Below are 25579 nucleotides of genomic sequence, written 5' to 3' on the forward strand. Positions count from 1 at the left end.
ATGTAGCGCCATACCATCAGCCTCACAAGCCAAAGGGTTATTGATACGTCTCAAAACCCGGGGCATAGAAAGACCGCTGATGAGGACCGACTGATGGCCGGCAAAACGCTTTACGACAAGCTTTGGGATTCCCATGAAGTGAAACGGCGCGACGACGGTTCGTCGCTGATCTATATCGACCGTCACATCATCCATGAAGTGACCTCGCCCCAAGCGTTCGAAGGCCTGCGGCTGGCCGGGCGCAAGCCTTGGCGCGTCGATTCCATCATCGCCACCCCGGACCACAACGTACCGACCACTCCCGAGCGCAAGGGCGGCATCGACGCCATCGCCGACCAGGTGTCGCGCCTGCAGGTGCAAACCCTCGACGACTATTGCGACGAATATGGCATCACCGAGTTCAAGATGAATGACGTGCGTCAAGGCATCGTGCACGTCATCGGCCCGGAGCAGGGCGCCACGCTGCCGGGCATGACCGTGGTGTGCGGCGACTCCCACACCTCCACTCATGGTGCGTTCGGCGCGCTGGCCCATGGCATCGGCACTTCCGAGGTGGAACATGTGTTCGCCACCCAGTGCCTGGTCGCCAAGAAAATGAAGAACATGCTGGTGCGCGTCGAAGGCCAATTGCCTTTTGGCGTGACCGCCAAGGACATCGTGTTGGCTGTGATCGGCAAGATCGGCACCGCCGGCGGCAACGGCCATGCCATCGAGTTCGCCGGCAGCGCCATTCGCGATCTGTCCATCGAAGGCCGCATGACCATTTGCAACATGTCCATCGAAGCCGGTGCCCGCGTGGGCATGGTGGCGGCGGACGAAAAAACCATCGAGTACGTCAAAGGCCGGCCGTTCGCCCCGCAAGGCGCCGACTGGGCCGCGGCGGTCGAAGCCTGGAAAGACCTGGTGTCCGACGCCGATGCGGTGTTCGACACCGTGGTCGAGCTGGATGCAACCCAGATCAAGCCGCAGGTCAGTTGGGGCACTTCGCCGGAAATGGTCTTGGCGGTGGATCAGAATGTGCCGGACCCAGCCAAGGAAACCGACCTGGTCAAGCGCGGCTCCATCGAGCGTGCCTTGAAGTACATGGGGTTGACCGCCAACCAGGCGATCACCGATATCCAGCTGGACCGCGTGTTCATCGGCTCCTGCACCAACTCGCGGATCGAAGACCTGCGCGCCGCGGCGGTGATCGCCAAGGGCCGCAAAGTCGCCTCGACCATCAAGCAAGCCATCGTGGTGCCGGGCTCGGGCCTGGTCAAAGCGCAAGCCGAGGCCGAGGGCCTGGACAAGATCTTCCTTGAGGCCGGTTTTGAATGGCGCGAGCCGGGCTGCTCCATGTGCCTGGCGATGAACCCGGACCGTTTGGAGTCGGGCGAGCATTGCGCGTCGACCTCCAACCGTAACTTCGAAGGGCGTCAGGGCGCCGGTGGCCGTACCCACCTGGTCAGCCCGGCCATGGCCGCTGCTGCTGCCGTCAACGGTCGTTTCATCGACGTTCGCGAATTGATCTGAGGAATACCCGATGCGAGCTTTTACCCAACACACAGGTCTTGTCGCGCCGTTGGACCGTGCCAACGTGGACACCGACCAGATCATCCCCAAGCAGTTCTTGAAATCGATCAAGCGCACCGGCTTCGGCCCCAACCTGTTCGACGAGTGGCGCTATCTGGACGTGGGCTATGCCTATCAGGACAACTCCAAGCGCCCGCTGAACAAGGATTTCGTCCTCAACGCCGAGCGTTACCAGGGCGCCAGTGTATTGCTGGCCCGGGAAAACTTCGGCTGCGGTTCCAGCCGTGAGCACGCGCCGTGGGCCCTGGAAGAATATGGCTTTCGCAGCATCATCGCGCCGAGCTTTGCCGACATTTTCTTCAACAACAGCTTCAAGAACGGCCTGTTGCCGATCATCTTGAGCGACGCCGAAGTGGACGAGCTGTTCCAGCAAGTGGAAGCCACTGTGGGCTACCAATTGACGGTGGACCTGGCCGCGCAGACCGTGACCCGTCCGGACGGCAAGGTGTATCACTTTGAAGTGGATGCCTTCCGTAAGCACTGCCTGCTCAATGGGCTGGACGATATCGGCCTGACCTTGCAGGACGGTGATGCGATTGCGGCGTTTGAAGCCAAGCACCGAGCCAGCCAGCCTTGGTTGTTTCGTGACGCGTAAATTGATGTAGGCAGGGCCGGCTTCATCGAGGGCAAGCCCCCTCCCACCTTTTGAGTTGTGAATACATTCAAATGTGGGAGGGGGCTTGCCCCCGATAGGGCCGGTACCAGCAACACAACCCTTGAAGGATGCCACCATGACCGCCACCGCCCACACCCAAGTCGTGCAAAAACAATTCGGCGAACAGGCCTCGGCCTACCTGAGCAGTGCCGTGCACGCCCAAGGCACCGAATTCGCGCTGCTCCAGGCCGAGCTTGCCGGGCAGGGCCACGCACGGCTGCTGGACCTGGGCTGCGGTGCCGGTCATGTGAGTTTCCATGTGGCTCCATTGGTCAAGGAAGTCGTGGCCTACGACCTGTCCCAGCAGATGCTCGACGTAGTGGCCGCCGCCGCGCAGGAGCGCGGTCTCACCAATATAAGCACCGTAAACGGTGCCGCCGAGCGCTTGCCGTTCGCTGATGGCGAGTTCGATTTTGTGTTCAGTCGCTATTCGGCCCACCACTGGAGTGACCTCGGCCTGGCCCTGCGCGAAGTACGCCGGGTGCTTAAACCAGGGGGCGTGGTGGCCTTTGTCGATGTGCTGTCACCCGGCAGCCCGCTGCTGGACACTTACCTGCAAACCGTCGAAGTGCTGCGCGACACCAGCCACGTACGCGATTATTCTGCCGCTGAATGGATGCGTCAGCTCAGCGAAGCGGGTTTGCACGTACGCAACAGCAGCCGCCAACGGCTGCGTCTGGAATACACCTCTTGGGTCGAGCGCATGCGCACGCCACAAGCCTTGCGCACCGCGATTCTTGAGCTGCAGCAAGCGATGGGCCAGGAAGTGCGCGATTACTACGAGATTCAAGCCGACGGCACCTTCAGTACCGACGTGCTGGTAGTGTGGGCCGAGCGCTGATTAATTTTTCCGACCTGTCCCGCGGATGGGTCGCCCGATGAAATGAGGCAAGCATGAGCAAGCAGATTCTGATTCTCCCTGGCGACGGTATTGGTCCGGAAATCATGGCCGAAGCGGTCAAAGTTCTGGAGCTGGCCAACACCAAGTACAGCCTGGGCTTCGAATTGAGCCACGACGTGATCGGCGGCGCCGCCATCGACAAGCATGGCGTGCCGCTGGCCGATGAAACCCTGGAACGTGCTCGCGCCGCCGATGCCGTGCTGCTGGGCGCCGTGGGCGGACCGAAATGGGACAAGATCGAACGCGACATCCGTCCGGAGCGCGGTTTGCTGAAGATCCGCGCGCAACTGGGCCTGTTCGGCAACCTGCGCCCGGCGATCCTTTATCCGCAGCTGGCTGATGCGTCGAGCCTCAAGCCGGAGGTGGTGTCGGGTCTGGATATCCTGATCGTGCGTGAGCTGACCGGCGGTATCTATTTCGGCGCCCCACGCGGCGTGCGCGTGCTGGACAACGGCGAACGTCAGGCATACGACACCTTGCCCTACAGCGAAAGCGAAATCCGCCGGATCGCCCGTGTCGGTTTCGACATGGCCCGCGTGCGCGGCAAAAAGGTCTGCTCGGTGGACAAGGCCAACGTACTGGCGTCCAGCCAACTGTGGCGCGAGATCGTCGAAGAAGTCGCCAAGGACTACCCGGACGTGGAACTGAGCCACATGTATGTCGATAACGCCGCGATGCAGCTGGTGCGCGCGCCCAAGCAGTTCGACGTGATCGTCACCGACAACCTGTTCGGCGACATCCTGTCCGACCAGGCCTCGATGCTCACCGGTTCCATCGGCATGCTGCCGTCGGCGTCTTTGGATACCGACAATAAGGGCATGTATGAACCTTGCCACGGCTCGGCGCCGGACATCGCAGGGCAGGGCATTGCCAACCCGCTGGCGACTATCCTTTCGGTGTCGATGATGCTGCGTTACACCTTCAACCTGAGCGACGCGGCGGATGCCATCGAGAAGGCCGTGAGCCTGGTCTTGGATCAGGGCTTGCGCACTGGCGACATCTGGTCGCAGGGTTGCACCAAAGTCGGTACGCAAGAAATGGGCGACGCAGTAGTCGCCGCGCTGCGGAATCTGTAATCTCTCGGGCCCGCTTGCAGTTGTTGCTGCAAGGCGGCCCACTTTTTAACAAGGTGTAGTTGCGATGAAACGTGTAGGTCTGATCGGTTGGCGCGGTATGGTCGGTTCCGTGCTCATGCAGCGGATGCTGGAAGAGCAGGATTTCGATCTTATTGAGCCGGTGTTTTTCACCACGTCGAACGTGGGTGGCCAGGGTCCGTCCGTGGGCAAGGACATTGCTCCGCTCAAGGACGCCTACAGCATTGACGAGCTGAAGACCCTCGACGTGATTCTGACCTGCCAGGGCGGCGACTACACCAGCGAAGTCTTCCCCAAGTTGCGCGAGGCCGGCTGGCAGGGTTACTGGATCGACGCCGCGTCGAGCCTGCGCATGCAGGACGATGCCGTGATCATCCTGGACCCGGTCAACCGCAAGGTCATCGACCAGCAACTGGACGCCGGCACCAAGAACTACGTCGGCGGCAACTGCACCGTCAGCCTGATGCTGATGGGCCTGGGCGGCCTGTTCGAAGCAGGGCTGGTCGAGTGGATGAGCGCCATGACCTATCAGGCGGCGTCCGGCGCCGGCGCGCAGAACATGCGCGAGCTGATCAAACAGATGGGCGCCACCCACGCCGCCGTCGCCGATCAATTGGCCGATCCGGCCAGCGCGATCCTCGACATCGACCGCCGTGTGGCCGAAGCCATGCGCAGCGAAGCCTACCCGACCGAGAACTTCGGCGTGCCGTTGGCCGGCAGCCTGATTCCCTGGATCGACAAGGAGCTGCCCAACGGTCAGAGCCGTGAAGAGTGGAAGGCCCAGGCCGAGACCAACAAGATCCTCGGTCGCTTCAAGAGCCCGATCCCAGTCGACGGTATCTGCGTGCGCATCGGCGCCATGCGCTGCCACAGCCAGGCGCTGACCATCAAACTGAACAAAGATGTGCCGATCGCCGATATCGAATCGCTGATCAGCCAGCACAACCCCTGGGTCAAGCTGGTGCCGAACAACCGCGAGATCAGCATGCAGGAGCTGAGCCCGACCAAGGTCACCGGCACCCTGAATGTACCGGTGGGTCGTCTACGCAAGCTGAACATGGGCACCCAGTACCTGGGCGCATTCACCGTCGGCGACCAGTTGCTATGGGGCGCGGCCGAACCGCTGCGTCGCATGCTGCGGATTCTGCTGGAGCGTTGATCGCCTGAGGCGGTAAGAGAAACCCGCGTTCTGGTGACAGGCGCGGGTTTTTTGTTGGGAGTTCGGGTGCTATCGGGGGCAAGCCCCCTCCCACAGTGGCATGTGTTCGCAACTCAAAGGTGGGAGGGGGCTTGCCCCCGATAGCGCCATCCGCTCCACCACACCCCCACACCAATTGCCTCGCCCCCAGCCACCCGGTAAAGTGCCGCTCCCCCCGCAATGCCCGAGGCAACCCCCATGACCCAGACCTTTGAAGTCGCCGTGATCGGCGCCACCGGCACCGTCGGTGAAACCCTGGTGCAGATTCTCGAAGAACTGGCGTTTCCGGTGGGCACCTTGTATCTGCTGGCGGGCAGCAACTCCGCCGGGGCCTCGGTGCCGTTTCGTGGCAAGAACGTGCGGGTCAGAGAGGTAGACGAGTTCGATTTCAGCAAAGCGCACCTGGCGTTTTTCGCCGCCGGCCCGGCCGTGACCATGAGCTTCGCTGCGCGCGCCACGGCCGCGGGTTGCTCGGTGATCGACCTGTCGGGCGCGTTGCCCGCCGAGCAGGCGCCGCAGGTGGTGCCTGAGGCCAATGCCCATCTGCTCGATGGACTGGGCAAACCGTTCCTGCTGAGCAGCCCGAGCCCATCCGCCACATACCTGGCGGTGGCCCTGGCGCCGTTGCGTGGCTTGCTGGATATCCAGCGCGTTAACGTCACAGCTAATCTGGCGGTGTCGGCACAGGGGCGCGAAGCCGTCAGTGAACTGGCCCGGCAAACCGCCGAATTGCTGAATGCGCGGCCATTGGAGCCAAAGTTTTTCGATCGCCAGATGGCCTTTAACCTCTTGGCGCAAGTCGGCACGCCAGATGCTCAAGGTCATACCGCCCTGGAAAAGCGCCTGGTACACGAACTGCGCGCCGTGCTGGATTCACCATTGCTAAAGATTTCCGCAACCTGCGTTCAAGCCCCGGTGTTTTTTGGCGATAGCCTGACTGTCTCGCTGCAATTGGGGGCGCCGGTCGATCTCGCTGCGGTGAATCGCATTCTCGATACCTCGCCTGGGATAGAGCTTGTAGAGGAGGGCGATTATCCAACGGCAGTCGGCGATGCGGTGGGCCAGGATGTGGTCTATGTCGGGCGTGTGCGTGCCGGTGTGGATGACCCGGCGGAACTAAATCTGTGGCTGACGTCAGATAACGTACGCAAAGGCGCGGCGCTCAACGCCGTGCAGCTGGCGCAGTTGTTGATAAAAGGCCTTGTGTAAAAGATACTTGGCGGCAATTTGTAGATTGATTCTAACCAGGCGCTATGCTTGGCCCCAAGCAGGAACAATTGCGTGTCGGTGACCTATCGGCTCGCCATGCCTTTTATGGCAGCGGTTACCAACCTTCTCGCAGGCCGGGGAGCGTTCAAACAAAGGATGAGGCTATGGTTCAAGTTCGCAAACTGGTGTTAGCAATAGCGGCCGCCTCGGCGCTGTCCTCCGGTATGGCGCAGGCGCTCCAGTTGGGGGAAATGACCCTCAAGTCGAAGCTGAACCAGCCCTTGTCGGTGGAAATCGAATTGCTCGATGTCGGCGGCCTCACGGCGTCCGAGATCACGCCGAGCCTGGCGTCGTCACAGGCGTTTGTGGATGCCGGCGTCGATCGTCAGGCGTTTCTCGATGACCTGACGTTCACCCCGGTGGTCAATCCCAATGGTCGCAGTGTGGTGCGCGTCACCTCCAGCAAGCCATTGCCCGATTCCTACATCCGTTTCCTGTTGCAGGTGCAATGGCCCAATGGCCGTTTGATGCGTGACTACAGCGTGCTGCTTGACCCGGCCAAGTTCGATCAGCCGGCCGCCACCACCGCAGCCCCGGCGCCGCGCCTGAGTGCGCCGGCCGTGAGCAAGCCCGCCCAGCACACCACCACCTCCCGCGATACCCTGTGGGAAATTGCCGAAAAGCATCGCAATGGCGCTTCGGTCCAACAGACTATGCTGGCTATCCAGGCACTTAATCCGAGCGCGTTCGTCGACGGCAATATCAACCGGCTGAAAACCGGCCAGGTGCTGCGCCTGCCGGACACGGTCCAAAGCACTGCACTGCCGCAACCCCAGGCGATCGCCGAAGTCAGGGCGCAGAACGAGGCCTGGCGTCAGGGCCGTCGCACGGCGGCCAACCAGGCCGCCGGCAAGCAGCAGCTGGACGCCACCAAACGCACCCAGACGGGCAATGCCCCGGCGACCACCAATGCCAAGGACAACCTGAGCCTGGTCTCTGCCGAAGCGGCCAAGAAAGGCGGCAAGGGTAAGGCTGGCGACAGCCAGGCCCTGAGCGACAAGTTGGCGATGACCCAGGAGCAATTGGACACCACGCGCCGCGACAACGAAGAGCTGAAAAGCCGCGCCGCCGACCTGCAAAGCCAACTGGACAAGTTGCAAAAGCTGATTCAACTGAAGAACGATCAGTTGGCTCGCCTCCAGGCTGAAAAAGCGGACCCTGCCGCCGCAGCGCCGGCGATGTCGGCCCAACTGGCCGCCGACCCCGCTGCCACCCCGGCTGCTCCTGCTGCATCGACCACACCGACCACACCGACCACACCGACTACACCGACCCCAGTGGCCCCGGTGTCTGAACCGATCAAGACGGATGCGGCACCGGCCGCCACCGAAGGCAAGTTCAATGAGCTGCTGACCAACCCGATCGTCCTGGGTGTGGTCGGCGGTGCCGCGGCCTTGATTGCACTGCTGCTTTTGCTGCTGGTATTGCGCCATCGCAATGCTCGCCGCGAAGAAGAAAAGCACCTGCGCATGGCGCGAGCCCTGGCCGAAGAACCGGAATTCACCTCCAATATCGACCAGGACCTGCCGCCGGACAGTTTTGAAGGCCTGGAGGTGCCACCACCGAACGTCAAACTGGCTGCTGCGCCCGCGCCTGCTGCGGTGAGCGCGCCGGTGGTGGCACCGTCGGTTGCGTCCGTGCTGTCGCCCCTGGCCGCGGCGGTCGCGCCGCAAAACGCCAATGACGCCTTGGCGTTGGCTCAGTCCCATATTGATCGCGGCCTGCTCAATCAGGCCGCCGATGTACTGGAGCAGGCGATCAAGCATGAGCCCAAGCGCAGCGATCTGCGCCTGAAGCTGATGGAGGTCTACGGCCTGCAAAACGACAAAGACGGCTTCGTCACCCAAGAGCGTCAACTGGTGGCCAACGGTGAAAACCACGCCCATGTCGAGCAGCTCAAGGCGCGCTTCCCGGCGATGGCTGTGCTGGCCGCGGGGGTCAGCGCCGCGGTGGCCGCCGCTGCCCTTGACGCTCAGTACGTCAAGGAGTTGCTGGAAGATAAGCCCGCGCAGCAGCCGGAAGCGTTCGATACGGATTTCGATCTGAGCCTGGACGAGCTGGAGTCGGCATCCCCGGCCGAACTCAAGGACGATCAGCAGACCTTCGAATCCCTGCTCAAGGAGCAAACCCAAGCCCAGGCCGCCCCGGATGAGCTGGCGGATTTCGACTTGCAGCTGGACGCGCCAGCGTCGGCGCAGTCGGACGACGATTTCCTTTCGGGTCTGGAAAGCGAGATGAAGGACGTGCCGGCCGTAGAGCCGCCAACGTTGACGCCTGCGGCCCTGGACGACTTCGACCTGCCGGAGGACTTCGACTTGTCCTTGGCGGACGAACCCGAGGCAGCGGCCAAGCCGGATGCGTTCGCCTCGGAGCTGAACGACGTCAACGCTGAGTTGGATCGCCTGTCCCAGAGCCTTGAGCACCCGTCCTTCACGGCGCAGGACGCCGCGCTGGGTGATGATGAGCCAGAGTTTGACTTCCTCTCCGGCACCGATGAAGTGGCGACCAAGCTCGACCTGGCCCAGGCCTATATCGACATGGGCGATGCGGATGGTGCGCGGGACATCCTTTCCGAAGTGCTCACCGAGGGCGACGAGGTGCAGCGCGGCGAGGCCAAAGAGATGCTCGGCCGGCTGGCTTGATGACGGGCCATTGACGCAGCGGCGGCCTTCGGGTCGCCGTTTTGCTTTGCAGCCCACCAAACACATGGCGTATGTGGCGTGCGGCCTTATAATGGCCGCCTTTGCGCAACTCATCAGGCTCTCAGTTCTTGGCAAATATAGATAACGCGGCCGCCGAAATGGCGGCCGCAGGCTTTTACCGCATCGCCTTGGGCGTTGAATACAAAGGTTCGCGCTATCGCGGCTGGCAGCGCCAGGCGTCCGGCGTGCCGACGGTGCAGGAAACCCTGGAGAATGCGCTGTCCAAAGTCGCCGACTCGGCGGTGTCGCTGATGTGCGCCGGGCGCACCGATGCCGGCGTCCACGCTTGCGGCCAGGTGGTGCATTTCGATACCCAGGCCGAGCGCTCAATGAAGGCATGGGTCATGGGCGCTAATATCAATTTGCCCCATGACGTCAGCGTCAGCTGGGCCAAAGTGATGCCCGCGCATTTTCACGCGCGTTTCAAAGCCATCGCCCGGCGCTACCGTTACGTGATCTACAACGATCAGATCCGTCCGGCCCACCTCAATGAAGAGATCACCTGGAACCACCGCCCGCTGGACGCCGAACGGATGGCCGAGGCGGCGCAGCATTTGGTCGGCGTGCATGACTTCAGTGCGTTTCGTGCCGGCCAGTGCCAGGCCAAGTCGCCGATCAAGGAAGTTCATCACCTGCGTGTGACCCGTCACGGCAAGATGATTGTGCTGGATATCCGTGCCGGTGCGTTCCTGCACCATATGGTGCGCAATATCGCTGGCGTGTTGATGACCATCGGCGCCGGCGAGCGTCCGGTGGAATGGGCCAAGGAAGTGCTGGAAAGCCGCATCCGGCGAACCGGGGGTGTGACGGCGCACCCGTTCGGGCTGTATCTGGTGCAAGTGGAGTACCGGGACGAATTCGAGCTGCCGGAGCGTTTTATCGGGCCACACTTCCTGACCGGCTTCAGCGAACTTGGCGGCTGACGCCCGGAAAAGCTTTTGTTACCATCCGGGACTTTCGCGGTCCAACCCCGAGGTTTCTACGACATGTCAGCCGTTCGCAGCAAGATTTGCGGGATTACCCGCATAGAAGACGCGCTGGCAGCCGTCGAGGCGGGGGCAGATGCCATCGGCCTGGTGTTTTATGCCAAAAGCCCGCGGTCGGTGAATGTGTTGCAGGCGCGGGCCATCATTGCCGCCTTGCCGCCGTTCGTGACCACCGTGGGGTTGTTCGTCAACGCCAGCCGTTGCGAACTCAACGAAACCTTGGATGCCGTGGCGCTGGACATGCTGCAATTCCATGGCGACGAGACCCCCGAAGAATGTGAAAGCTATCAGCGGCCTTACATCAAGGCGCTGCGAGTCAAGGCCGGCGATGACATCGCCAGTGCCTGCGCCGCCTATGCCGGTGCGCGGGGCATATTGCTGGACACCTACGTCGAAGGTATTCCGGGCGGCACGGGCGAGGCGTTCGATTGGTCGCTGATTCCGCAAGGGCTAAGCAAACCGATCATCCTGGCCGGCGGGCTTACCCCAGCGAATGTCGGTGCGGCCATCCAGCAAGTCAGGCCCTATGCGGTAGATGTCAGCGGTGGGGTGGAGCAGGCCAAAGGCATCAAGGATCACAGCAAGATTCGCGCGTTCATGCAGGCCGTGCGCGACAGCAATGGCGGGATGTGACGGCTGGCAGTCTGCCGCCGTCCATAACTACCACTGTGTAAAACAGCCCGACGCCGCCTGTGGGTGGCTCGGAAACGAAGTGGCAACCTTGCGTTGGCAGGTTGTCTGGAAGGCTGAGGGCACTGGCTGGAAATGGCAGGTCGAACGTCTGACCCCGTCCAGTCTGTGTCATCGCCACATATGAATTTAGCTCAAGGGCATACGCGGGGCTGAGTTCAAGCCACCGGTACTGGAGAAAGAAAGCATGAGCAACTGGTTAGTAGACAAACTGATCCCTTCGATCATGCGTTCCGAGGTGAAGAAAAGCTCGGTTCCTGAAGGTCTGTGGCACAAGTGCCCATCCTGCGACGCGGTGCTGTACCGCCCCGAGCTGGAAAAGACCCTGGACGTTTGCCCCAAGTGCAACCACCACATGCGTATTGGCGCCCGCGCCCGCATCGACATTTTCCTCGACGCCGATGGCCGTAATGAGTTGGGCGCCGACCTGGAACCGGTCGACCGCCTCAAGTTCCGCGACGGCAAGAAGTACAAGGACCGTCTGACCGCCGCACAAAAGCAGACCGGCGAGAAAGACGCGCTGATTTCCGTCAGCGGTAAGCTGCTGGGCATGCCGGTCGTCGTGTCGGCGTTCGAATTCTCCTTCATGGGCGGTTCCATGGGCGCCATCGTTGGTGAGCGCTTCGTACGCGCCGCCAACTATGCGCTGGAAAACCGTTGCCCGATGATCTGTTTCGCCGCCTCCGGTGGTGCGCGTATGCAGGAAGCCCTTATCTCCCTGATGCAAATGGCCAAGACCTCCGCAGTGCTGGCGCGTCTGCGCGAAGAAGGCATCCCGTTTATCTCCGTGCTGACCGACCCTGTCTACGGCGGCGTTTCCGCCAGCCTGGCGATGCTGGGTGATGTGATCGTCGGCGAGCCAAAAGCCCTGATCGGCTTTGCCGGCCCGCGCGTGATCGAGCAGACCGTGCGCGAAAAGCTGCCCGAAGGTTTCCAGCGCAGCGAGTTCCTGCTGGAGCACGGAGCCATCGACATGATCATTCCGCGCGGCGAACTGCGTCCGCGCCTGGGTAACCTGCTGGCGCAAATGATGGGCTTGCCTACGCCGGTATACGTTGCGCCCAAGGTCGAGCCGATCGTGGTGCCGCCGGTGCCTGCAAACCTATGACCCAACGAACCCTGGGCGAATGGCTCGCCTACCTTGAGCAGTTGCATCCTTCCGCCATCGACATGGGCCTGGAGCGCTCGCAACAGGTAGCGGCCCGCCTCGGGTTGGGCCGGCCGGCACCGCGCGTAATCACGGTGACCGGCACCAACGGCAAGGGCTCTACCTGTGCCTTTGTCGCCGCGTTGCTGCAGGCCCAAGGCCTGAAGGTGGGCGTGTACAGCTCGCCGCACCTGCTGCGCTACAACGAGCGGGTGCAGATCAATGGCGTCGAAGCCACCGATGCGCAGCTGTGCGACGCCTTCGCCGCGCTTGATGCCGGGCGTGGCGATATTTCCCTGACTTACTTCGAAATGGGCACTCTGGCGGCGTTCTGGCTGTTCGAGCGTGCGCAGCTGGATGTGGTGGTGCTGGAAGTGGGCCTGGGCGGGCGCCTGGACACGGTTAACGTGGTGGATGCCGACCTGGCGCTGGTCACCAGTATTGGCGTGGATCACGCCGATTATCTGGGCGACACACGGGAATCCGTGGCGTTCGAGAAGGCCGGAATCTTCCGCCAGGGCAAGCCTGCGCTGTGCGGCGATCTTGACCCGCCGCAGCCATTGCTGGACAAAGCGCGCACGCTGGATTGCCCGTTTTTCCTGCGAGGCCGTGAATTCAAACTTGAGATTGGCGAGCGGCACTGGCAATGGCAGGGGCGTGATGCGCGTGGACAGGTCGTGACGCTGGGTGACCTGCCGCTGTTGAATCTGCCGATGGAAAACGCTGCGCTGGCGCTGCAAGCCTATCTGCTAATGGATCTGCCGTGGAATGCCGAGCAGATTGCTGCGACCTTGTTGTCGACCCGAGTGACCGGGCGCCTGGATCGTCGTGTGGTCCAATGGCAAGGCAAGCGCTTGAATCTGCTGCTGGACGTGGGGCATAACCCCCACGCCGCCGAATACCTGGCGCGCCGCTTGGCGCGCACGCCGCCGATCGGGCGACGTCTTGCGGTCTTCGGGTTGCTGGCCGACAAGGATCTTGATGGGGTGATTGCGCCTCTACTGAGCAGCGTCCAGGCGTGGGCGGTAGCACCGTTGGATACGCCGCGCAGTCGTCCGGCCGCGGAATTGGCGGCGGCGCTACAGAACCTTGGTGCACCGGTGACGTCGTATACAAGCGTCATCGCAGCCCTTGAGGCGCAGTGTGCGGTGGCAATGCCCGAGGACGAGATTCTGTTGTTCGGATCATTTTATTGTGTTGCCGAGGCGCTTGAGTGGTTGGCCCGGCGCTCCACGGAGGAAGCTGCACATGGCATTACTGGATAGCGCTTACAAGCAGCGGATGGTCGGCGCGCTGGTGCTGGTGGCGTTGGCCGTGATTTTCCTGCCGATGCTGTTTTCCCGCCAGGACGAACAGCGCCAGGTGGTGGTCGAGGCCCCGGCTGCGCCTCAGGCGCCGGCAGTGCCGCAGGTACAGGTTGAGCCGGTGGTGGTGCCTGAGCCGCAAGCTTTGCCGGAAGAAGAACCTGTGCCAAGCGAGGAAGACCTGGCGACGCAACAGGCGCCGTCGATGCCGGTGCAGCCAAGCGTGCCGGTGGTCAAGCCTGTTCCGGCACCTGCGCCAGCGACCGCAGCTGCCAAGCCTGCGGCGCCCGCGCCGGCACCCAAGCCGGTGGCGCCACAGCCCGCCGCCCCGGGCAAGCCGGACGTGGGGCAGAGCCGTATCGATGCCAATGGTCTGTCGATCAGCTGGTCAATCCAGGTGGCCAGCCTGGGCAATCGCGACGGTGCCGACGCCTTGCAGAAAAAGCTGCGGGCTCAAGGGTACAACGCCTATATCCGCAGTGCTGACGGCAAGAATCGGGTATTTATCGGGCCGTTAATCGAGCGTGCCGAAGCCGATCGTTTGCGCGATTTGCTCGATCGTCAACAGGGTCTGAAAGGTTTTGTGACCCGTTTCCAGCCTGAGCGTGGCTGATTCAAGCCGACCAATCGGTCTGAGTGTGGGAGGGGGGAATCTGATGGCGGTGTAGCAGTCGACGAATGACTGGCCCGCTATCGGAGGCAAGCCTCCTCCCACATTGGTTTGTCATGGGCGTCGCAAACCATTGATTTGCTAAGCAGCTGCAATCACCGCTTACCGACAGCCTGACGCTCTGCTAAAATGCGCCGCCTTATCCGTCCGTAGGCTCAAACGTGCCATTTACCTGGGTTGATTGGGCGATTGTCGCAATCGTCGCCATCTCCGCTTTGATCAGTCTCAGCCGCGGCTTCGTCAAAGAAGCCCTGTCGTTGCTGACCTGGATCATCGCAGGAGTCGTAGCCTGGATGTTCGGTGGTTCACTGTCGGTTTACCTGGCCGGTTACATCGAGACACCTTCGGCTCGCGTCATCGCGGGCTGCGCCATCATGTTCATCGCCACGCTGCTGGTGGGGGCAATGGTCAATTATCTTATTGGCGAGTTGATACGCGTCACCGGCCTCTCCGGGACCGATCGATTTCTCGGCATGGCCTTCGGCGCCGCGCGTGGTGCGTTGCTGGTGGTCGTGGCGGTCGGGCTGTTGAGCCTGGGGCCGGTACAGCAGGATGCATGGTGGCAGGAGTCGGTACTCGTGCCAAAATTTCTATTAGTTGCAGATTGGTCCAAGAACCTCATATTGGGGTGGAGCAGTCAGTGGCTGGCCAGCGGCATCAGCGTACCCGCTGATATGCCGTTCAAGGAGCACCTCTTACCGGCCAAAACGCCTCAGTAAGCGGTACTCAGTCAAGATCCATTAAGTAGGGGTTGCGTCGCATGTGTGGCATCGTCGGTATCGTCGGTAAGTCGAACGTCAATCAGGCGCTGTATGACGCGCTAACCGTCCTCCAGCACCGCGGCCAGGATGCTGCCGGTATTGTGACCAGCCACGACGGCCGGTTGTTCCTGCGCAAGGATAATGGCCTGGTACGTGACGTGTTTCATCAGCGTCACATGCAGCGGCTGGTCGGTCACATGGGCATTGGCCATGTGCGCTACCCGACTGCCGGCAGCTCCACTTCGGCCGAAGCCCAACCGTTTTACGTCAACTCGCCTTACGGCATCACCCTGGCGCACAACGGTAACCTCACCAACGTTGAGCAACTGGCCAAGGAGATTTACGAATCTGACTTGCGCCACGTCAACACCAGCTCCGATTCGGAAGTGCTGCTCAACGTGTTCGCCCACGAGTTGGCTCAGCGCGGCAAGCTGCAACCCACCGAAGAGGACGTGTTTGCCGCGGTCACCGATGTGCATAACCGTTGCGTAGGTGGCTATGCGGTAGTGGCCATGGTGACTGGCTACGGCATCGTCGGTTTCCGCGACCCCCATGGCATCCGCCCGATCGTGTTCGGCCAGCGTCACACCGACGAAGGCGTCGAGTACATGATCGCCTCGGAAAGCGTATCCCTGGACGTGTTGGGCTTCACCCTGATTCGCGACCTCGCGCCGGGTGAAGCGGTGTACATCACCGAAGATGGCAAGCTGCACACCCGTCAGTGCGCCGTGGCGCCGAAACTCACGCCGTGCATCTTCGAACACGTATACCTGGCGCGTCCGGATTCGATCATCGACGGTGTGTCGGTGTACAAGGCGCGCCTGCGCATGGGTGAGAAACTGGCCGAGAAAATCCTGCGCGAGCGTCCCGAGCACGATATCGACGTGGTGATCCCGATTCCGGACACCAGTCGTACCGCTGCGCTGGAACTGGCTAACCACCTGGGCGTCAAGTTCCGCGAAGGGTTCGTCAAGAACCGCTACATCGGCCGTACGTTCATCATGCCGGGTCAGGCGGCACGCAAGAAGTCGGTGCGTCAGAAGCTCAACGCCATCGAGCTGGAGTTCCGCGGCAAGAACGTGATGCTGGTGGACGACTCCATCGTACGTGGCACCACCTGCAAGCAGATCATCCAGATGGCCCGCGAAGCCGGAGCGAAGAACGTGTACTTCTGTTCCGCCGCACCCGCCGTGCGCTACCCGAACGTGTACGGTATCGACATGCCGAGCGCCCATGAGCTGATCGCCCATAACCGCACGACCCAGGACGTGGCTGATCTGATCGGCGCCGATTGGCTGATCTATCAGGACCTACCGGACCTGATCGAAGCGGTCGGTGGCGGCAAGATCAAGATCGACCAGTTCGACTGCGCCGTGTTCGACGGCAAGTACGTGACCGGGGACGTCGACGAGGCGTACCTGGACAAGATCGAGCAGGCGCGTAACGACTCGTCGAAGATCAAGACCCAGGCGGTCAGTGCGATCATCGATCTGTACAACAACTGAGTAGACACCGGCCCTGAGGGGCCGGTTTTGTATCTTAAATACCGTATTGAGTAAGGAGTGGCAGCATGAGTCAGGAATGGGATGCCGGTCGGCTGGACAGCGACCTCAATGGCGTAGCTTTCGATACCCTGGCTGTGCGCGCCGGCCAGCATCGCACGCCGGAAGGTGAGCACGGCGATCCGATGTTCTTCACCTCCAGCTATGTGTTTCGTACCGCTGGCGATGCCGCTGCGCGCTTTGCCGGTGAAGTGCCGGGCAATGTGTACTCGCGCTACACCAACCCTACCGTACGCGCATTCGAAGAGCGCATTGCGGCCCTGGAAGGCGCCGAGCAGGCGGTAGCCACCGCGACCGGCATGGCAGCCATCATGGCGGTGGTGATGAGCTTGTGCAGCGCCGGCGACCATGTGCTGGTGTCACGTAGCGTGTTTGGCTCGACCATCAGCCTGTTCGAAAAATACTTCAAGCGCTTCGGCGTCGAAGTGGACTACGTGCCTTTGGCGGACCTGTCCGGCTGGGACGCGGCCATCAAGGCCAACACCAAATTGTTGTTCGTCGAGTCGCCGTCCAACCCGTTGGCCGAGCTGGTGGACATTGCCGCCCTGGCCGAAGTGGCGCATGCCAAAGGTGCAATGCTGGTGGTCGATAACTGCTTCTGCACGCCAGCCTTGCAGCAGCCGCTGAAGCTGGGTGCGGACGTTGTGGTGCATTCGGCGACCAAGTTCATCGACGGCCAGGGTCGTTGCATGGGCGGTGTAGTGGCTGGTCGCGGCGAACAGATGAAGGAAGTGGTGGGCTTTTTGCGCACCGCCGGCCCGACCCTGAGCCCGTTCAACGCCTGGATCTTCCTCAAGGGCCTGGAGACCCTCAGCCTGCGCATGAAGGCCCACTGTGCCAACGCTCAGGCTTTGGCCGAGTGGCTGGAGCAGCAGGACGGCATCGAGAAGGTTCACTACGCGGGCCTCAAGAGCCATCCGCAGCACGAGTTGGCCCAGCGCCAGCAGCGTGGTTTCGGCGCTGTAGTGAGTTTTGAGGTCAAGGGCGGCAAGGACGGCGCCTGGCGCTTTATCGACGCGACTCGTTTGATCTCCATCACCGCCAACCTGGGTGACAGCAAAACCACCATTACCCATCCGAGCACTACGTCCCACGGACGCTTGGCACCGCAGGAGCGGGAAGCGGCCGGTATCCGTGACAGCCTGATCCGCATCGCGGTCGGCCTGGAAGACGTGGCCGACCTGCAGGCCGACCTGGCTCGCGGGCTGGCGGTCTTGTGATCGAGTGGGCCATGGAAGCCGCGGTAGCCAGTAACGGCCGTGTTGCGCTGGTGACCGGCGCGGCGCGGGGCATTGGCCTGGGTATCGCGGCGTGGTTGATCAGTGAGGGTTGGCAAGTTGTGCTGACGGACCTTGATCGTGAGCGCGGTGCCAAGGTGTCCAAGGTGTTGGGCGATAACGCCTGGTTTATCAGCATGGACGTGGCCGACGAGAAACAGGTCGCCCAAGGGGTTGCCGAAGTGCTCGGGCAGTTCGGGCGCCTGGACGCCCTGGTGTGCAATGCAGCGGTTGCCGATCCGCATAACATTACGCTGGAAAGCCTGGATCTGGCGTACTGGAATCGTGTGCTGGCGGTTAACCTCAGTGGACCGATGTTGCTGGCCAAGCATTGTGCGCCCTACCTGCGTGCCCACGGTGGCGCAATCGTCAATCTGGCCTCGACCCGTGCGCGGCAATCGGAGCCGGACTGTGAAGCCTATGCGGCGAGCAAGGGCGGGCTGCTGGCGCTGACCCACGCGCTGGCTATCAGCTTGGGGCCGGAAGTGCGGGTCAATGCCGTCAGCCCTGGCTGGATCGATGCGCGTGATCCTGCGGTGCGGCGCGCCGAGCCGTTGAGTGACGCCGACCATGCTCAGCATCCGGCCGGCCGGGTCGGCACGGTGGAGGATGTGGCGGCGATGGTGGCGTGGTTGCTGTCGCGTCAGGCCGGGTTTGTTACCGGGCAAGAGTTCGTCGTGGACGGTGGCATGAGCAAGAGGATGATTTACAGCGAGTAGGGCGCAGGGCTGTCTTGAAGCAATTTTGTCTTTTTCGGAAAAACTTCAAGCGGGCTATTGACTTAGGTCTGCTACCTGCGTAAATTTCGCGGCCTCAACGAAGCAAAGGGTGATTAGCTCAGCTGGGAGAGCATCTGCCTTACAAGCAGAGGGTCGGCGGTTCGATCCCGTCATCACCCACCACTTCTTGAGAGTTTTGCCTTCGGGCAGGACGCAACGTTAAAGGTTGCACCGACGCGCAGCGGTAGTTCAGTCGGTTAGAATACCGGCCTGTCACGCCGGGGGTCGCGGGTTCGAGTCCCGTCCGCTGCGCCATATTTTCCAGGTCTGATACATCGGGCCTGAGATTGAACAGCCAAGGTTGATCAGTCAGACGTTTAATGACGGTAGAGATGTTGCTCTGCCGGTCAAGCGATACGCAGCGGTAGTTCAGTCGGTTAGAATACCGGCCTGTCACGCCGGGGGTCGCGGGTTCGAGTCCCGTCCGCTGCGCCATATCTGCGTCAAGGCCCACTGAACGCCTTGAAGCACAAAACAAGCTAAAAGCTGTTTTGATCCGATAGCAAAAACCCTGGTCGAAAGACCGGGGTTTTTTGTTTGTGCGATTTGGAACGAATGCTGGAGCCGGCGAACCGGCTCCAACGACCTATTCAGAAACCCAGCTTGTCCCGCAGCCCGTAATACCAGGCCCCCATTGCCGCAAACGGCGTACGCAACAGTTGCCCGCCTGGGAACGGGTAGTGCGGTAGGTCGGCGAATGCGTCAAAACGCTCCGCCTGGCCTCTCAAAGCCTCCGCCAGTACCTTTCCTGCCAAGTGCGTGTACGTCACGCCATGGCCGCTGCAGCCTTGGGAATAGTAGATGTTGTCGCCCAGGCGCCCGACTTGCGGCAAGCGCGACAGCGTCAGCAGGAAGTTGCCCGTCCAGGCGTAGTCGATCTTCACGTCCTTGAGTTGTGGGAAGGCCTTGAGCATTTTCGGTCGGATGATCGCCTCGATGTTGGCTGGATCACGCGCGCCGTACACCACGCCACCACCGAAGATCAGGCGTTTATCGCTGGTCAGGCGATAGTAGTCGAGCAAGTAATTGCAATCTTCGACGCAGTAATCCTGCGGCAGCAGCGACTTGGCCAGCTCATCGCCCAGCGGCGCAGTGGTGATGACTTGGGTGCCGCACGGCATCGATTTCGCCGCCAACTCCGGCACCAGGTTGCCCAGATAGGCATTGCCCGCGACTATGATGAACTTGGCTCTGACCTTGCCTTCGGCCGTATGCACCACCGGATTCGCGCCACGCTCAATGCGCACCGCCGCCGATTGCTCGTAGATCGTGCCACCCAGGGATTCCACGGCGGCGGCTTCGCCCAATGCCAGGTTGAGCGGATGAATATGGCCGCCGCTCATGTCCAGCAAACCCCCTACGTAGTTCTCGCAGCCCACCACCTCGCGGATACGGCGCTCGTCCAGCAGCTCCAGTTGTGTATGGCCGTAGCGTTCCCACAAACGCTTTTGCGACTCTAGGTGGGCCATGTGCTTACTGTTGAGCGCGGCGAAAACTCCACCGTCTTTCAAGTCGCACTGAATCTGATACTTGGCCACTCGTTCGCGAATGATCCTGCCACCTTCGAACGCCATTTGCCCCAGCAACTGCGCCTGCTTGGGCCCAACGCTGCGCTCGATCACGTCAATATCGCGGCTGTAGCTGTTGACGATCTGTCCACCATTGCGGCCCGAGGCGCCGAAACCCACTTTCGCGGCCTCCAGTACCGTCACGCGAAAGCCGTGCTCCAGCAGGAACAGCGCGCTGGACAGGCCGGTGTAGCCGGCGCCGATTACGCACACATCGGTTTCGACCTCGCCTTGCAGCACTGGGCGAGGGGGAACGGCGTTGGCGGAAGCGGCGTAATACGACTGGGGGTAGGGGGTGTTCGCCATCCTGGAACCTCTGTTTTATATTTTTTACGAGTGCGTCGATCCTACCTGAGTTGAAAATCGGCTGCCAGCCATGCAAAAACTGCGAGTGATGTGGCCCTCGATAAAAAATTCGCATATTCATAGGGTTAGCTACGAAAAAGATGTTGACACACCTTCGGAATTCCGTAGAATGCCGCCTCACAGCAGGCACGTAGCTCAGTTGGTTAGAGCACCACCTTGACATGGTGGGGGTCGTTGGTTCGAGTCCAATCGCGCCTACCAAACAAAATCCGCTCTGCTGGGCGGTCTAGAAGGGCTCACCGAAAGGTGGGCCCTTTTTTGTTGTCTCGAATTTACTGCAATGTAGACGGATAGCGAGACTAAAGTCCCCTGTAAACAAGCCGATAAAGTGAGCACTTTCTCGTTATAGGACATTCGACATGCTTATCAATGCTGGCAATTCGAGCACGGTAGTCGTCCCGCAGACCACGTCTATCACCAGCGAAACGACTAAGGACGAAAACACTGGGCCTTTGACCATTCGTATGGATCCAAAAGCTAAGGGGGCTGCTGCCGCAAACGGCGCGGACCAGGCCTCATCCGGCCCGCAGGAGTCCGATCAGGTCAAACAGTTGAAAAAACAGATCGAACAATTGCAAAAGCAGCTTCAGCAGGCGCAGCAGACGTTGCAGAGAGCCCAGTCCAGCAAACAAAGTGAAGAGGCCAAGGCCGTGGCTGTCGCCGCAGCTCAAACACAAGTTATGACCATCAGCGCGGCATTGCAGACCGTTACCGCAGCGCTTTTGCAGGCCGTCATGGCCGAGAGCGGCAGTGGGAAGGGCTCAATGGTCAGCACGACGGCGTGATCTGATCGTGAAGAGTTGGTGTAGCAAAGGAGCCACGGGGCGCCAAACTATTTTTTGACTCCGGTTGTCTATGAGGCAGGAAGTCCGTTTTCTCCTCTATCAAGCCGACAGGATTTAGCCCCGTGACTCATCAACCAAAAGATCTCCACACCCGCGTGGATAACTCTGAAACCGGTGATATCACATCGGCAGGTAAGAACATTTTCTTTGCTGCCGTCGGCACCACGCGTATGCCCATGATCGTCACCGATCCCAATCGCGAAGATAACCCGATCATATTTGCCAACCAGGCTTTCCTGGATATGACCGGTTACAGCGCCGACGAAATCTACGGGCGCAATTGCCGCTTTCTGCAAGGGCCGGACACCGACCCCGAGGTGGTGGGCCAGATCAAGCAATCTATCAGTGAAGAAGAAGACATCTCGGTCGAGTTGCTTAACTACCGCAAGGACGGCTCGACGTTCTGGAACGCCTTGTTCATTTCGCCGGTATACAACGAATCCAATCAGTTGATGTACTTCTTCGCCTCGCAGCTGGACGTCAGTCGCCGCCGCGATGCCGAGGACGCGCTGCGTCAGGCGCAGAAAATGGAAGCCCTGGGCCAGCTCACCGGCGGTATTGCTCACGACTTCAACAACCTGCTGCAGGTCATCGGCGGCTATGTCGAGATGGTCGACCGCGCCGTGCGCAAGCCTGTGCTGGACGAAGATCGGGTGATTCGCAGCCTGAGTATGACCAAAGGGGCGGTGGAGAAAGCGTCTACGCTGACGCAGCAGTTGCTGGCGTTTTCCCGCAAGCAAAAGCTGCAGGGGCGTGTGATCAACCTCAATCATTTCGTCGAGCTGGCCAGACGCTCCGCTGAGCGTGTGATGGGTGACAACATCGATTTTCGCACCGACCTGCAAACCGACCTGTGGAACTGCCGAATCGACCCGACCCAGGCCGAGCTGGCCATCCTCAATATCGTGATCAATGCGCGCGATGCCCTGGTGGAGCGTGAGCAGCCAGCCTTAGCCATCGAGACCCGCAATATCCAAGTGCGCGAACTCAGCTCCATGTCCTACGACGGGCTGATGCCGGGACGCTATGTCAGCATGGCCTTGACGGACAATGGCTGCGGGATGCCCGACAGTATTCTTACGCGGGTTATGGACCCGTTCTTCACTACCAAGGATGAAGGCAAGGGCACTGGCTTGGGCTTGTCGATGGTCTACGGTTTTGCCAAGCAATCCGGCGGTGCGGTGCGGATTTATTCAGAGGAGGGCCTTGGCACCACGGTGCGCTTGTATTTTCCAGCGGATGAGGCCGGCATCTCGGCCCATGAAGAGCCCAAGGTATCGGAAGCCCGCAGCGGTTCGGAACGTATCCTGATCGTCGAGGACCGCCCTGATGTGGCCGAGCTGGCGCGCATGGTGCTGGAGGACTACGGCTATCACACCACCATCGCCTACGGCGCTGCCGAGGCATTGGACGTGCTGGCCAGGGAAGAACATTACGACTTGCTGTTCTCCGACGTGATCATGCCCGGCGGCATGAATGGCGTGATGCTGGCGCGGGAGGTCTGCCAGTTGTACCCCGACATGAAAATCCTGCTGACCACTGGCTACGCGGAAAACGCCATTGAACGCACCGACCTGGGCGGCGCGGAGTTCGAGGTGATCTCCAAACCGTGCTTGCCCAATGTGTTGGCCAAGAAGGTCAGGTACGTGCTCGATGGCCCCAACGGCGTGAGCTGAGCCTTGCGTAGGGGGCGTCGCCGACGACGCGCCCCCATCCCCTCCGATACCCACAAAATTTATTGGATCGCAGCAACAATTTTTCTTGTTGGACACCTCCCGCCTCCAGGCAGCAAAGTTGCCGCCACTGACGCTCGACCTTCCGGGTCAACAATAAAAAACCGAGCCGACTGCACGCCATCTCTTGCTGTGAACCCTTTGTTCACATCCTGCTGTAATGGCGCCGCAGCGCGCATTTAAAGGACCTCCCCGTCATGCAAACTGTTGTGAATCTATGGCCGTTGATCGGCGTACTTGTCATCGTGGTTGGCTTTATCTTGCGCTTCAATCCGCTGCTGGTGGTCACAGGTGCTGCGATCGCCACCGGGCTTGCTGCTCATTTTCCCCTGGAAAAAATCCTCGCCTCCATGGGGGATGGCTTCCTTCAGACCCGTGCCCTACAGCTGATTCTATTGTTACCGTTGGCGGTCATCGGACTGCTGGAGCGTCATGGGTTGCGTCTGCATGCGCAGAACTGGATCGCACGCTTCCAGCGCGCCACGGTCGGGCGCTTGTTGATCATCTATCTGTTTGTACGCGAATCCACTGCGGCCATGGGCTTGACCAGCCTGGGCGGGCATCCGCAGATGGTGCGGCCGCTGCTGGCGCCGATGGCCGAAGGCGCGGCGGAAAAGCGCTACGGCAAACTGCCGGACAAAGTGCGCCACAAAGTCCTGGCCATGTGTGCGGCCACGGACAACGTTGGGCTGTTCTTCGGTGAAGACATCTTCGTGGCGTTCGGCGCCATCGCGCTGATGCACACGTTCCTGCTGGGCTCGGGGATTGATGTGGAGCCGCTGCACATTGCGGTATGGGGCATTCCCACGGCGATCTGTGCATTTATCGTGCATGGGATCCGGCTGCACCGCTTCGACCGACGGCTCACCCGCGAGCTGACGCCCAGCGTGAAGGCTGTGGAGGCGGCGCAATGATTATTTCGATTCAATACCTGTACTGGCTGGCCGGGGTGCTGCTGTTGATTACGGCAGGCATGATTGTGCTGGATCGCAGCCACCCCAAGCGTTGGTCCAGCGCGCTCTTTTGGCTACTGTTCGCGATTCCGTTTCTGGTGGGTGAGCGTCTGCCCTCGGTGGTGATCGGCGCCGGCGTAGTGGTAATGGCATTGATCGCCGGTTTCGGCGGTGTGGGGCGTGGCTCCCATGCTGAACTGCATGACAAGGCCACCCGCGCCAGCGCTGGTCGACTGGGGCATAAGTTGTTTATTCCCGCGTTGGCTATTCCCCTGACCACGGTGATCGGTTCGGTCTTGCTCAAGCACACCGAAATCGGCGGCGTGCCGTTGCTGGACCCGAAAAACACTACCTTTGTGTCCCTCGGTATCGGCTGTCTGATCGCCCTCGGCCTGGCCTGTTGGCTAACCCGCGATACTCCGGTGCAAGCCTTGCGGGAGTCGCGTCGCCTGACCGAAGCCCTGGGCTGGGCCATGGTCTTGCCGCAGATGCTGGCCATGCTCGGCCTGTTGTTTAACGAGGCTGGGGTGGGCACGGCGGTCGCCCATGTCACCACTACCTACATCAACCTGGATTTCAAGTTGGTGGCGGTGATGGTCTATGTGCTGGGGATGGCGTTGTTCACAGTGATCATGGGCAACGGTTTCGCGGCGTTCCCGGTGATGACCGGCGGCGTCGGTGTGCCGGTGCTGGTGGGGATCTACGGCGGCAACCCAGCGGTCATGGCTGCCATCGGTATGTTCTCCGGCTACTGCGGTACGCTGATGACCCCGATGGCCGCCAACTTCAATATCGTCCCGGCGGCCTTGCTGGAACTGCCGGACAAGAACGCGGTGATCAAAGCGCAATTGCCGACCGCCCTGATGATGCTGGTAGTCAATATCGTCCTGCTTTACCTGTTGATGTGAGGCCACTATGCACACTGTGTTGCTAACGGGGTTTGAGCCCTTCGATCAAGACCCGGTGAACCCGTCCTGGGAAGCCGTGCGCCAGTTGGATGGCCTGCAACTGCGCGACGACGTGCGGATCGTTGCGCGGCGGCTGCCCTGTGCCTTTGCCACGGCCCCGGAATGCCTGCTGCAAATGATCAACGAACTGCGCCCGGCGATGGTTATCGCCACGGGGCTGGGGCCTGGGCGTAGCGATATTTCCATCGAAAGGGTGGCGATCAATCTCAACGATGCGCGTATCGCCGATAACCTCGGGGCGCAGCCGATCGACACGGCGGTTGTAACGGATGGCCCGGCGGCGTACTTCACCACGCTGCCGATCAAGGCGATGGTGCGGGCGGTGCGCGAGGCTGGGGTAGCCGCTTCGGTGTCCCATACAGCGGGTACGTTCGTGTGCAACCAGGTGTTCTATCGCCTGCAGCATGCGCTCGCCGGCTCCGGTGTGCGCAGCGGCTTTATTCATGTGCCGCGCTTGCCAGGGGGCAGCGAGCCGTCCATGGCGTTGACGACCCTGATCGAAGGACTGCGCGTCGCGGTGACGGCAGCCTGGCAGACCTCGGTGGATGTGGTGGAGGCGGGCGGTCAGGTAAGTTGATC

At 61.2% G+C, this 25579-nt stretch carries 22 protein-coding genes and 4 tRNA genes; 25 read left to right on the forward strand and 1 reads right to left on the reverse strand.

The annotated features are described in order from the left end of the window. Positions 1-93: 93 nt before the first annotated feature. The 19 genes from leuC (at position 94) to ABX75_RS13675 (ending at position 19002) form a co-directional block, all read left to right on the forward strand. Positions 94-1512, forward strand: coding sequence for a 3-isopropylmalate dehydratase large subunit (gene leuC / locus ABX75_RS13585; RefSeq protein WP_034099176.1), 1419 nt, complete (start codon positions 94-96; stop codon positions 1510-1512). 10 nt (positions 1513-1522) lie between these two features. Then, complete coding sequence (gene leuD / locus ABX75_RS13590; RefSeq protein ID WP_034099174.1) at positions 1523-2167, forward strand: 3-isopropylmalate dehydratase small subunit; 645 nt, start codon at positions 1523-1525, stop codon at positions 2165-2167. A 136-nt stretch (positions 2168-2303) separates the two neighbouring features. Continuing rightward, positions 2304-3068 (forward strand): class I SAM-dependent methyltransferase, encoded by a 765-nt coding sequence (locus tag ABX75_RS13595; RefSeq protein WP_034099172.1) that lies wholly within the window; start codon positions 2304-2306, stop codon positions 3066-3068. Between the two features lie 53 nt (positions 3069-3121). Continuing rightward, the gene (gene leuB, locus ABX75_RS13600) at positions 3122-4204 is read left to right on the forward strand and encodes a 3-isopropylmalate dehydrogenase (RefSeq protein ID WP_034099170.1); all 1083 of its coding nucleotides are present in this window, start codon (positions 3122-3124) and stop codon (positions 4202-4204) included. Between the two features lie 64 nt (positions 4205-4268). Further along, on the forward strand, positions 4269-5381 hold the full coding sequence (asd, locus tag ABX75_RS13605) for an aspartate-semialdehyde dehydrogenase (RefSeq protein ID WP_034099168.1): 1113 nt from the start codon (positions 4269-4271) through the stop codon (positions 5379-5381). A 237-nt stretch (positions 5382-5618) separates the two neighbouring features. Beyond that, on the forward strand, positions 5619-6629 hold the full coding sequence (locus ABX75_RS13610) for an aspartate-semialdehyde dehydrogenase (RefSeq protein ID WP_034099166.1): 1011 nt from the start codon (positions 5619-5621) through the stop codon (positions 6627-6629). Positions 6630-6793: 164 nt separating this feature from the next. Continuing rightward, positions 6794-9331: a FimV/HubP family polar landmark protein gene (locus ABX75_RS13615; protein WP_047882087.1), complete on the forward strand. Its 2538-nt coding sequence runs from the start codon at positions 6794-6796 to the stop codon at positions 9329-9331. A gap of 158 nt (positions 9332-9489) precedes the next feature. Next, positions 9490-10314: a tRNA pseudouridine(38-40) synthase TruA gene (truA, locus tag ABX75_RS13620; RefSeq protein WP_034099162.1), complete on the forward strand. Its 825-nt coding sequence runs from the start codon at positions 9490-9492 to the stop codon at positions 10312-10314. A gap of 63 nt (positions 10315-10377) precedes the next feature. Next, positions 10378-11010, forward strand: coding sequence for a phosphoribosylanthranilate isomerase (locus tag ABX75_RS13625; protein WP_034114430.1), 633 nt, complete (start codon positions 10378-10380; stop codon positions 11008-11010). Positions 11011-11254: 244 nt separating this feature from the next. Beyond that, complete coding sequence (gene accD / locus ABX75_RS13630) at positions 11255-12175, forward strand: acetyl-CoA carboxylase, carboxyltransferase subunit beta (RefSeq protein WP_034099158.1); 921 nt, start codon at positions 11255-11257, stop codon at positions 12173-12175. Beyond that, positions 12172-13479 (forward strand): bifunctional tetrahydrofolate synthase/dihydrofolate synthase, encoded by a 1308-nt coding sequence (folC, locus tag ABX75_RS13635; RefSeq protein ID WP_047882088.1) that lies wholly within the window; start codon positions 12172-12174, stop codon positions 13477-13479. Before accD ends, folC begins: the two co-directional genes overlap by 4 nt. Beyond that, a complete protein-coding gene (locus tag ABX75_RS13640; RefSeq protein WP_034099155.1) occupies positions 13463-14131 on the forward strand; it encodes an SPOR domain-containing protein in 669 nt (222 codons plus the stop codon). The genes folC and ABX75_RS13640 overlap by 17 nt, the downstream gene beginning before the upstream one ends. 218 nt (positions 14132-14349) lie before the next feature. Then, positions 14350-14907 carry a CvpA family protein gene (locus ABX75_RS13645; RefSeq protein WP_034099153.1) on the forward strand — a complete coding sequence of 186 codons (558 nt, stop codon included), beginning with the start codon at positions 14350-14352 and terminating at the stop codon, positions 14905-14907. A 41-nt stretch (positions 14908-14948) separates the two neighbouring features. Next, the gene (gene purF, locus ABX75_RS13650) at positions 14949-16454 is read left to right on the forward strand and encodes an amidophosphoribosyltransferase (RefSeq protein ID WP_034099151.1); all 1506 of its coding nucleotides are present in this window, start codon (positions 14949-14951) and stop codon (positions 16452-16454) included. A 65-nt stretch (positions 16455-16519) separates the two neighbouring features. Next, on the forward strand, positions 16520-17731 hold the full coding sequence (locus tag ABX75_RS13655) for an O-succinylhomoserine sulfhydrylase (protein ID WP_047882089.1): 1212 nt from the start codon (positions 16520-16522) through the stop codon (positions 17729-17731). A gap of 11 nt (positions 17732-17742) precedes the next feature. After that, positions 17743-18507: an SDR family oxidoreductase gene (locus ABX75_RS13660; RefSeq protein ID WP_034099148.1), complete on the forward strand. Its 765-nt coding sequence runs from the start codon at positions 17743-17745 to the stop codon at positions 18505-18507. A 107-nt stretch (positions 18508-18614) separates the two neighbouring features. Continuing rightward, positions 18615-18690: transfer RNA gene (locus ABX75_RS13665), tRNA-Val, on the forward strand. A 55-nt stretch (positions 18691-18745) separates the two neighbouring features. Continuing rightward, positions 18746-18822: transfer RNA gene (locus tag ABX75_RS13670), tRNA-Asp, on the forward strand. Between the two features lie 103 nt (positions 18823-18925). After that, positions 18926-19002: transfer RNA gene (locus ABX75_RS13675), tRNA-Asp, on the forward strand. Positions 19003-19157: 155 nt separating this feature from the next. Here the strand turns inward: ABX75_RS13675 and ABX75_RS13680 are convergent. Next, positions 19158-20441, reverse strand: a complete 1284-nt coding sequence (locus tag ABX75_RS13680) for an FAD-binding oxidoreductase (protein ID WP_034099147.1) — start codon at positions 20439-20441, stop codon at positions 19158-19160. Between the two features lie 184 nt (positions 20442-20625). Here ABX75_RS13680 and ABX75_RS13685 point away from each other — a divergent pair. The 6 genes from ABX75_RS13685 (at position 20626) to pcp (ending at position 25577) form a co-directional block, all read left to right on the forward strand. Continuing rightward, a tRNA-Val gene (locus ABX75_RS13685) sits at positions 20626-20702 on the forward strand. A 158-nt stretch (positions 20703-20860) separates the two neighbouring features. After that, a complete protein-coding gene (locus ABX75_RS13690) occupies positions 20861-21286 on the forward strand; it encodes a hypothetical protein (RefSeq protein WP_034099146.1) in 426 nt (141 codons plus the stop codon). Between the two features lie 122 nt (positions 21287-21408). Then, positions 21409-23022 (forward strand): histidine kinase famiy protein, encoded by a 1614-nt coding sequence (locus tag ABX75_RS13695; RefSeq protein ID WP_040268871.1) that lies wholly within the window; start codon positions 21409-21411, stop codon positions 23020-23022. Between the two features lie 254 nt (positions 23023-23276). After that, positions 23277-23993, forward strand: coding sequence for a DUF969 domain-containing protein (locus tag ABX75_RS13700; protein ID WP_034099143.1), 717 nt, complete (start codon positions 23277-23279; stop codon positions 23991-23993). After that, on the forward strand, positions 23990-24940 hold the full coding sequence (locus ABX75_RS13705) for a DUF979 domain-containing protein (protein ID WP_034099141.1): 951 nt from the start codon (positions 23990-23992) through the stop codon (positions 24938-24940). Before ABX75_RS13700 ends, ABX75_RS13705 begins: the two co-directional genes overlap by 4 nt. Positions 24941-24947: 7 nt before the next feature. Further along, the gene (pcp, locus tag ABX75_RS13710) at positions 24948-25577 is read left to right on the forward strand and encodes a pyroglutamyl-peptidase I (RefSeq protein ID WP_034099139.1); all 630 of its coding nucleotides are present in this window, start codon (positions 24948-24950) and stop codon (positions 25575-25577) included. The last annotated feature ends 2 nt before the right edge of the window (positions 25578-25579 follow it).

The organism is Pseudomonas sp. ARP3 (genome assembly GCF_001029595.1).
Lineage (GTDB): Bacteria > Pseudomonadota > Gammaproteobacteria > Pseudomonadales > Pseudomonadaceae > Aquipseudomonas > Aquipseudomonas rhodesiae.

What these genes read in the sequence shown, in the direction of transcription:
- ABX75_RS13640 (WP_034099155.1), top strand. Translation starts at nt 13,463, where the DNA reads ATGGCATTACTGGATAGCGCTTACAAGCAGCGGATGGTCGGCGCGCTG.
- ABX75_RS13700 (WP_034099143.1), top strand. Translation starts at nt 23,277, where the DNA reads ATGCAAACTGTTGTGAATCTATGGCCGTTGATCGGCGTACTTGTCATC.
- ABX75_RS13615 (WP_047882087.1), top strand. Translation starts at nt 6,794, where the DNA reads ATGGTTCAAGTTCGCAAACTGGTGTTAGCAATAGCGGCCGCCTCGGCG.
- ABX75_RS13705 (WP_034099141.1), top strand. Translation starts at nt 23,990, where the DNA reads ATGATTATTTCGATTCAATACCTGTACTGGCTGGCCGGGGTGCTGCTG.
- truA (WP_034099162.1), top strand. Translation starts at nt 9,490, where the DNA reads ATGGCGGCCGCAGGCTTTTACCGCATCGCCTTGGGCGTTGAATACAAA.
- accD (WP_034099158.1), top strand. Translation starts at nt 11,255, where the DNA reads ATGAGCAACTGGTTAGTAGACAAACTGATCCCTTCGATCATGCGTTCC.
- asd (WP_034099168.1), top strand. Translation starts at nt 4,269, where the DNA reads ATGAAACGTGTAGGTCTGATCGGTTGGCGCGGTATGGTCGGTTCCGTG.
- ABX75_RS13655 (WP_047882089.1), top strand. Translation starts at nt 16,520, where the DNA reads ATGAGTCAGGAATGGGATGCCGGTCGGCTGGACAGCGACCTCAATGGC.
- pcp (WP_034099139.1), top strand. Translation starts at nt 24,948, where the DNA reads ATGCACACTGTGTTGCTAACGGGGTTTGAGCCCTTCGATCAAGACCCG.
- ABX75_RS13610 (WP_034099166.1), top strand. Translation starts at nt 5,619, where the DNA reads ATGACCCAGACCTTTGAAGTCGCCGTGATCGGCGCCACCGGCACCGTC.
- leuD (WP_034099174.1), top strand. Translation starts at nt 1,523, where the DNA reads ATGCGAGCTTTTACCCAACACACAGGTCTTGTCGCGCCGTTGGACCGT.
- ABX75_RS13680 (WP_034099147.1), bottom strand. Translation starts at nt 20,441, where the DNA reads ATGGCGAACACCCCCTACCCCCAGTCGTATTACGCCGCTTCCGCCAAC.
- ABX75_RS13660 (WP_034099148.1), top strand. Translation starts at nt 17,743, where the DNA reads ATGGAAGCCGCGGTAGCCAGTAACGGCCGTGTTGCGCTGGTGACCGGC.
- leuC (WP_034099176.1), top strand. Translation starts at nt 94, where the DNA reads ATGGCCGGCAAAACGCTTTACGACAAGCTTTGGGATTCCCATGAAGTG.
- ABX75_RS13625 (WP_034114430.1), top strand. Translation starts at nt 10,378, where the DNA reads ATGTCAGCCGTTCGCAGCAAGATTTGCGGGATTACCCGCATAGAAGAC.
- ABX75_RS13690 (WP_034099146.1), top strand. Translation starts at nt 20,861, where the DNA reads ATGCTTATCAATGCTGGCAATTCGAGCACGGTAGTCGTCCCGCAGACC.
- folC (WP_047882088.1), top strand. Translation starts at nt 12,172, where the DNA reads ATGACCCAACGAACCCTGGGCGAATGGCTCGCCTACCTTGAGCAGTTG.
- leuB (WP_034099170.1), top strand. Translation starts at nt 3,122, where the DNA reads ATGAGCAAGCAGATTCTGATTCTCCCTGGCGACGGTATTGGTCCGGAA.
- ABX75_RS13595 (WP_034099172.1), top strand. Translation starts at nt 2,304, where the DNA reads ATGACCGCCACCGCCCACACCCAAGTCGTGCAAAAACAATTCGGCGAA.
- purF (WP_034099151.1), top strand. Translation starts at nt 14,949, where the DNA reads ATGTGTGGCATCGTCGGTATCGTCGGTAAGTCGAACGTCAATCAGGCG.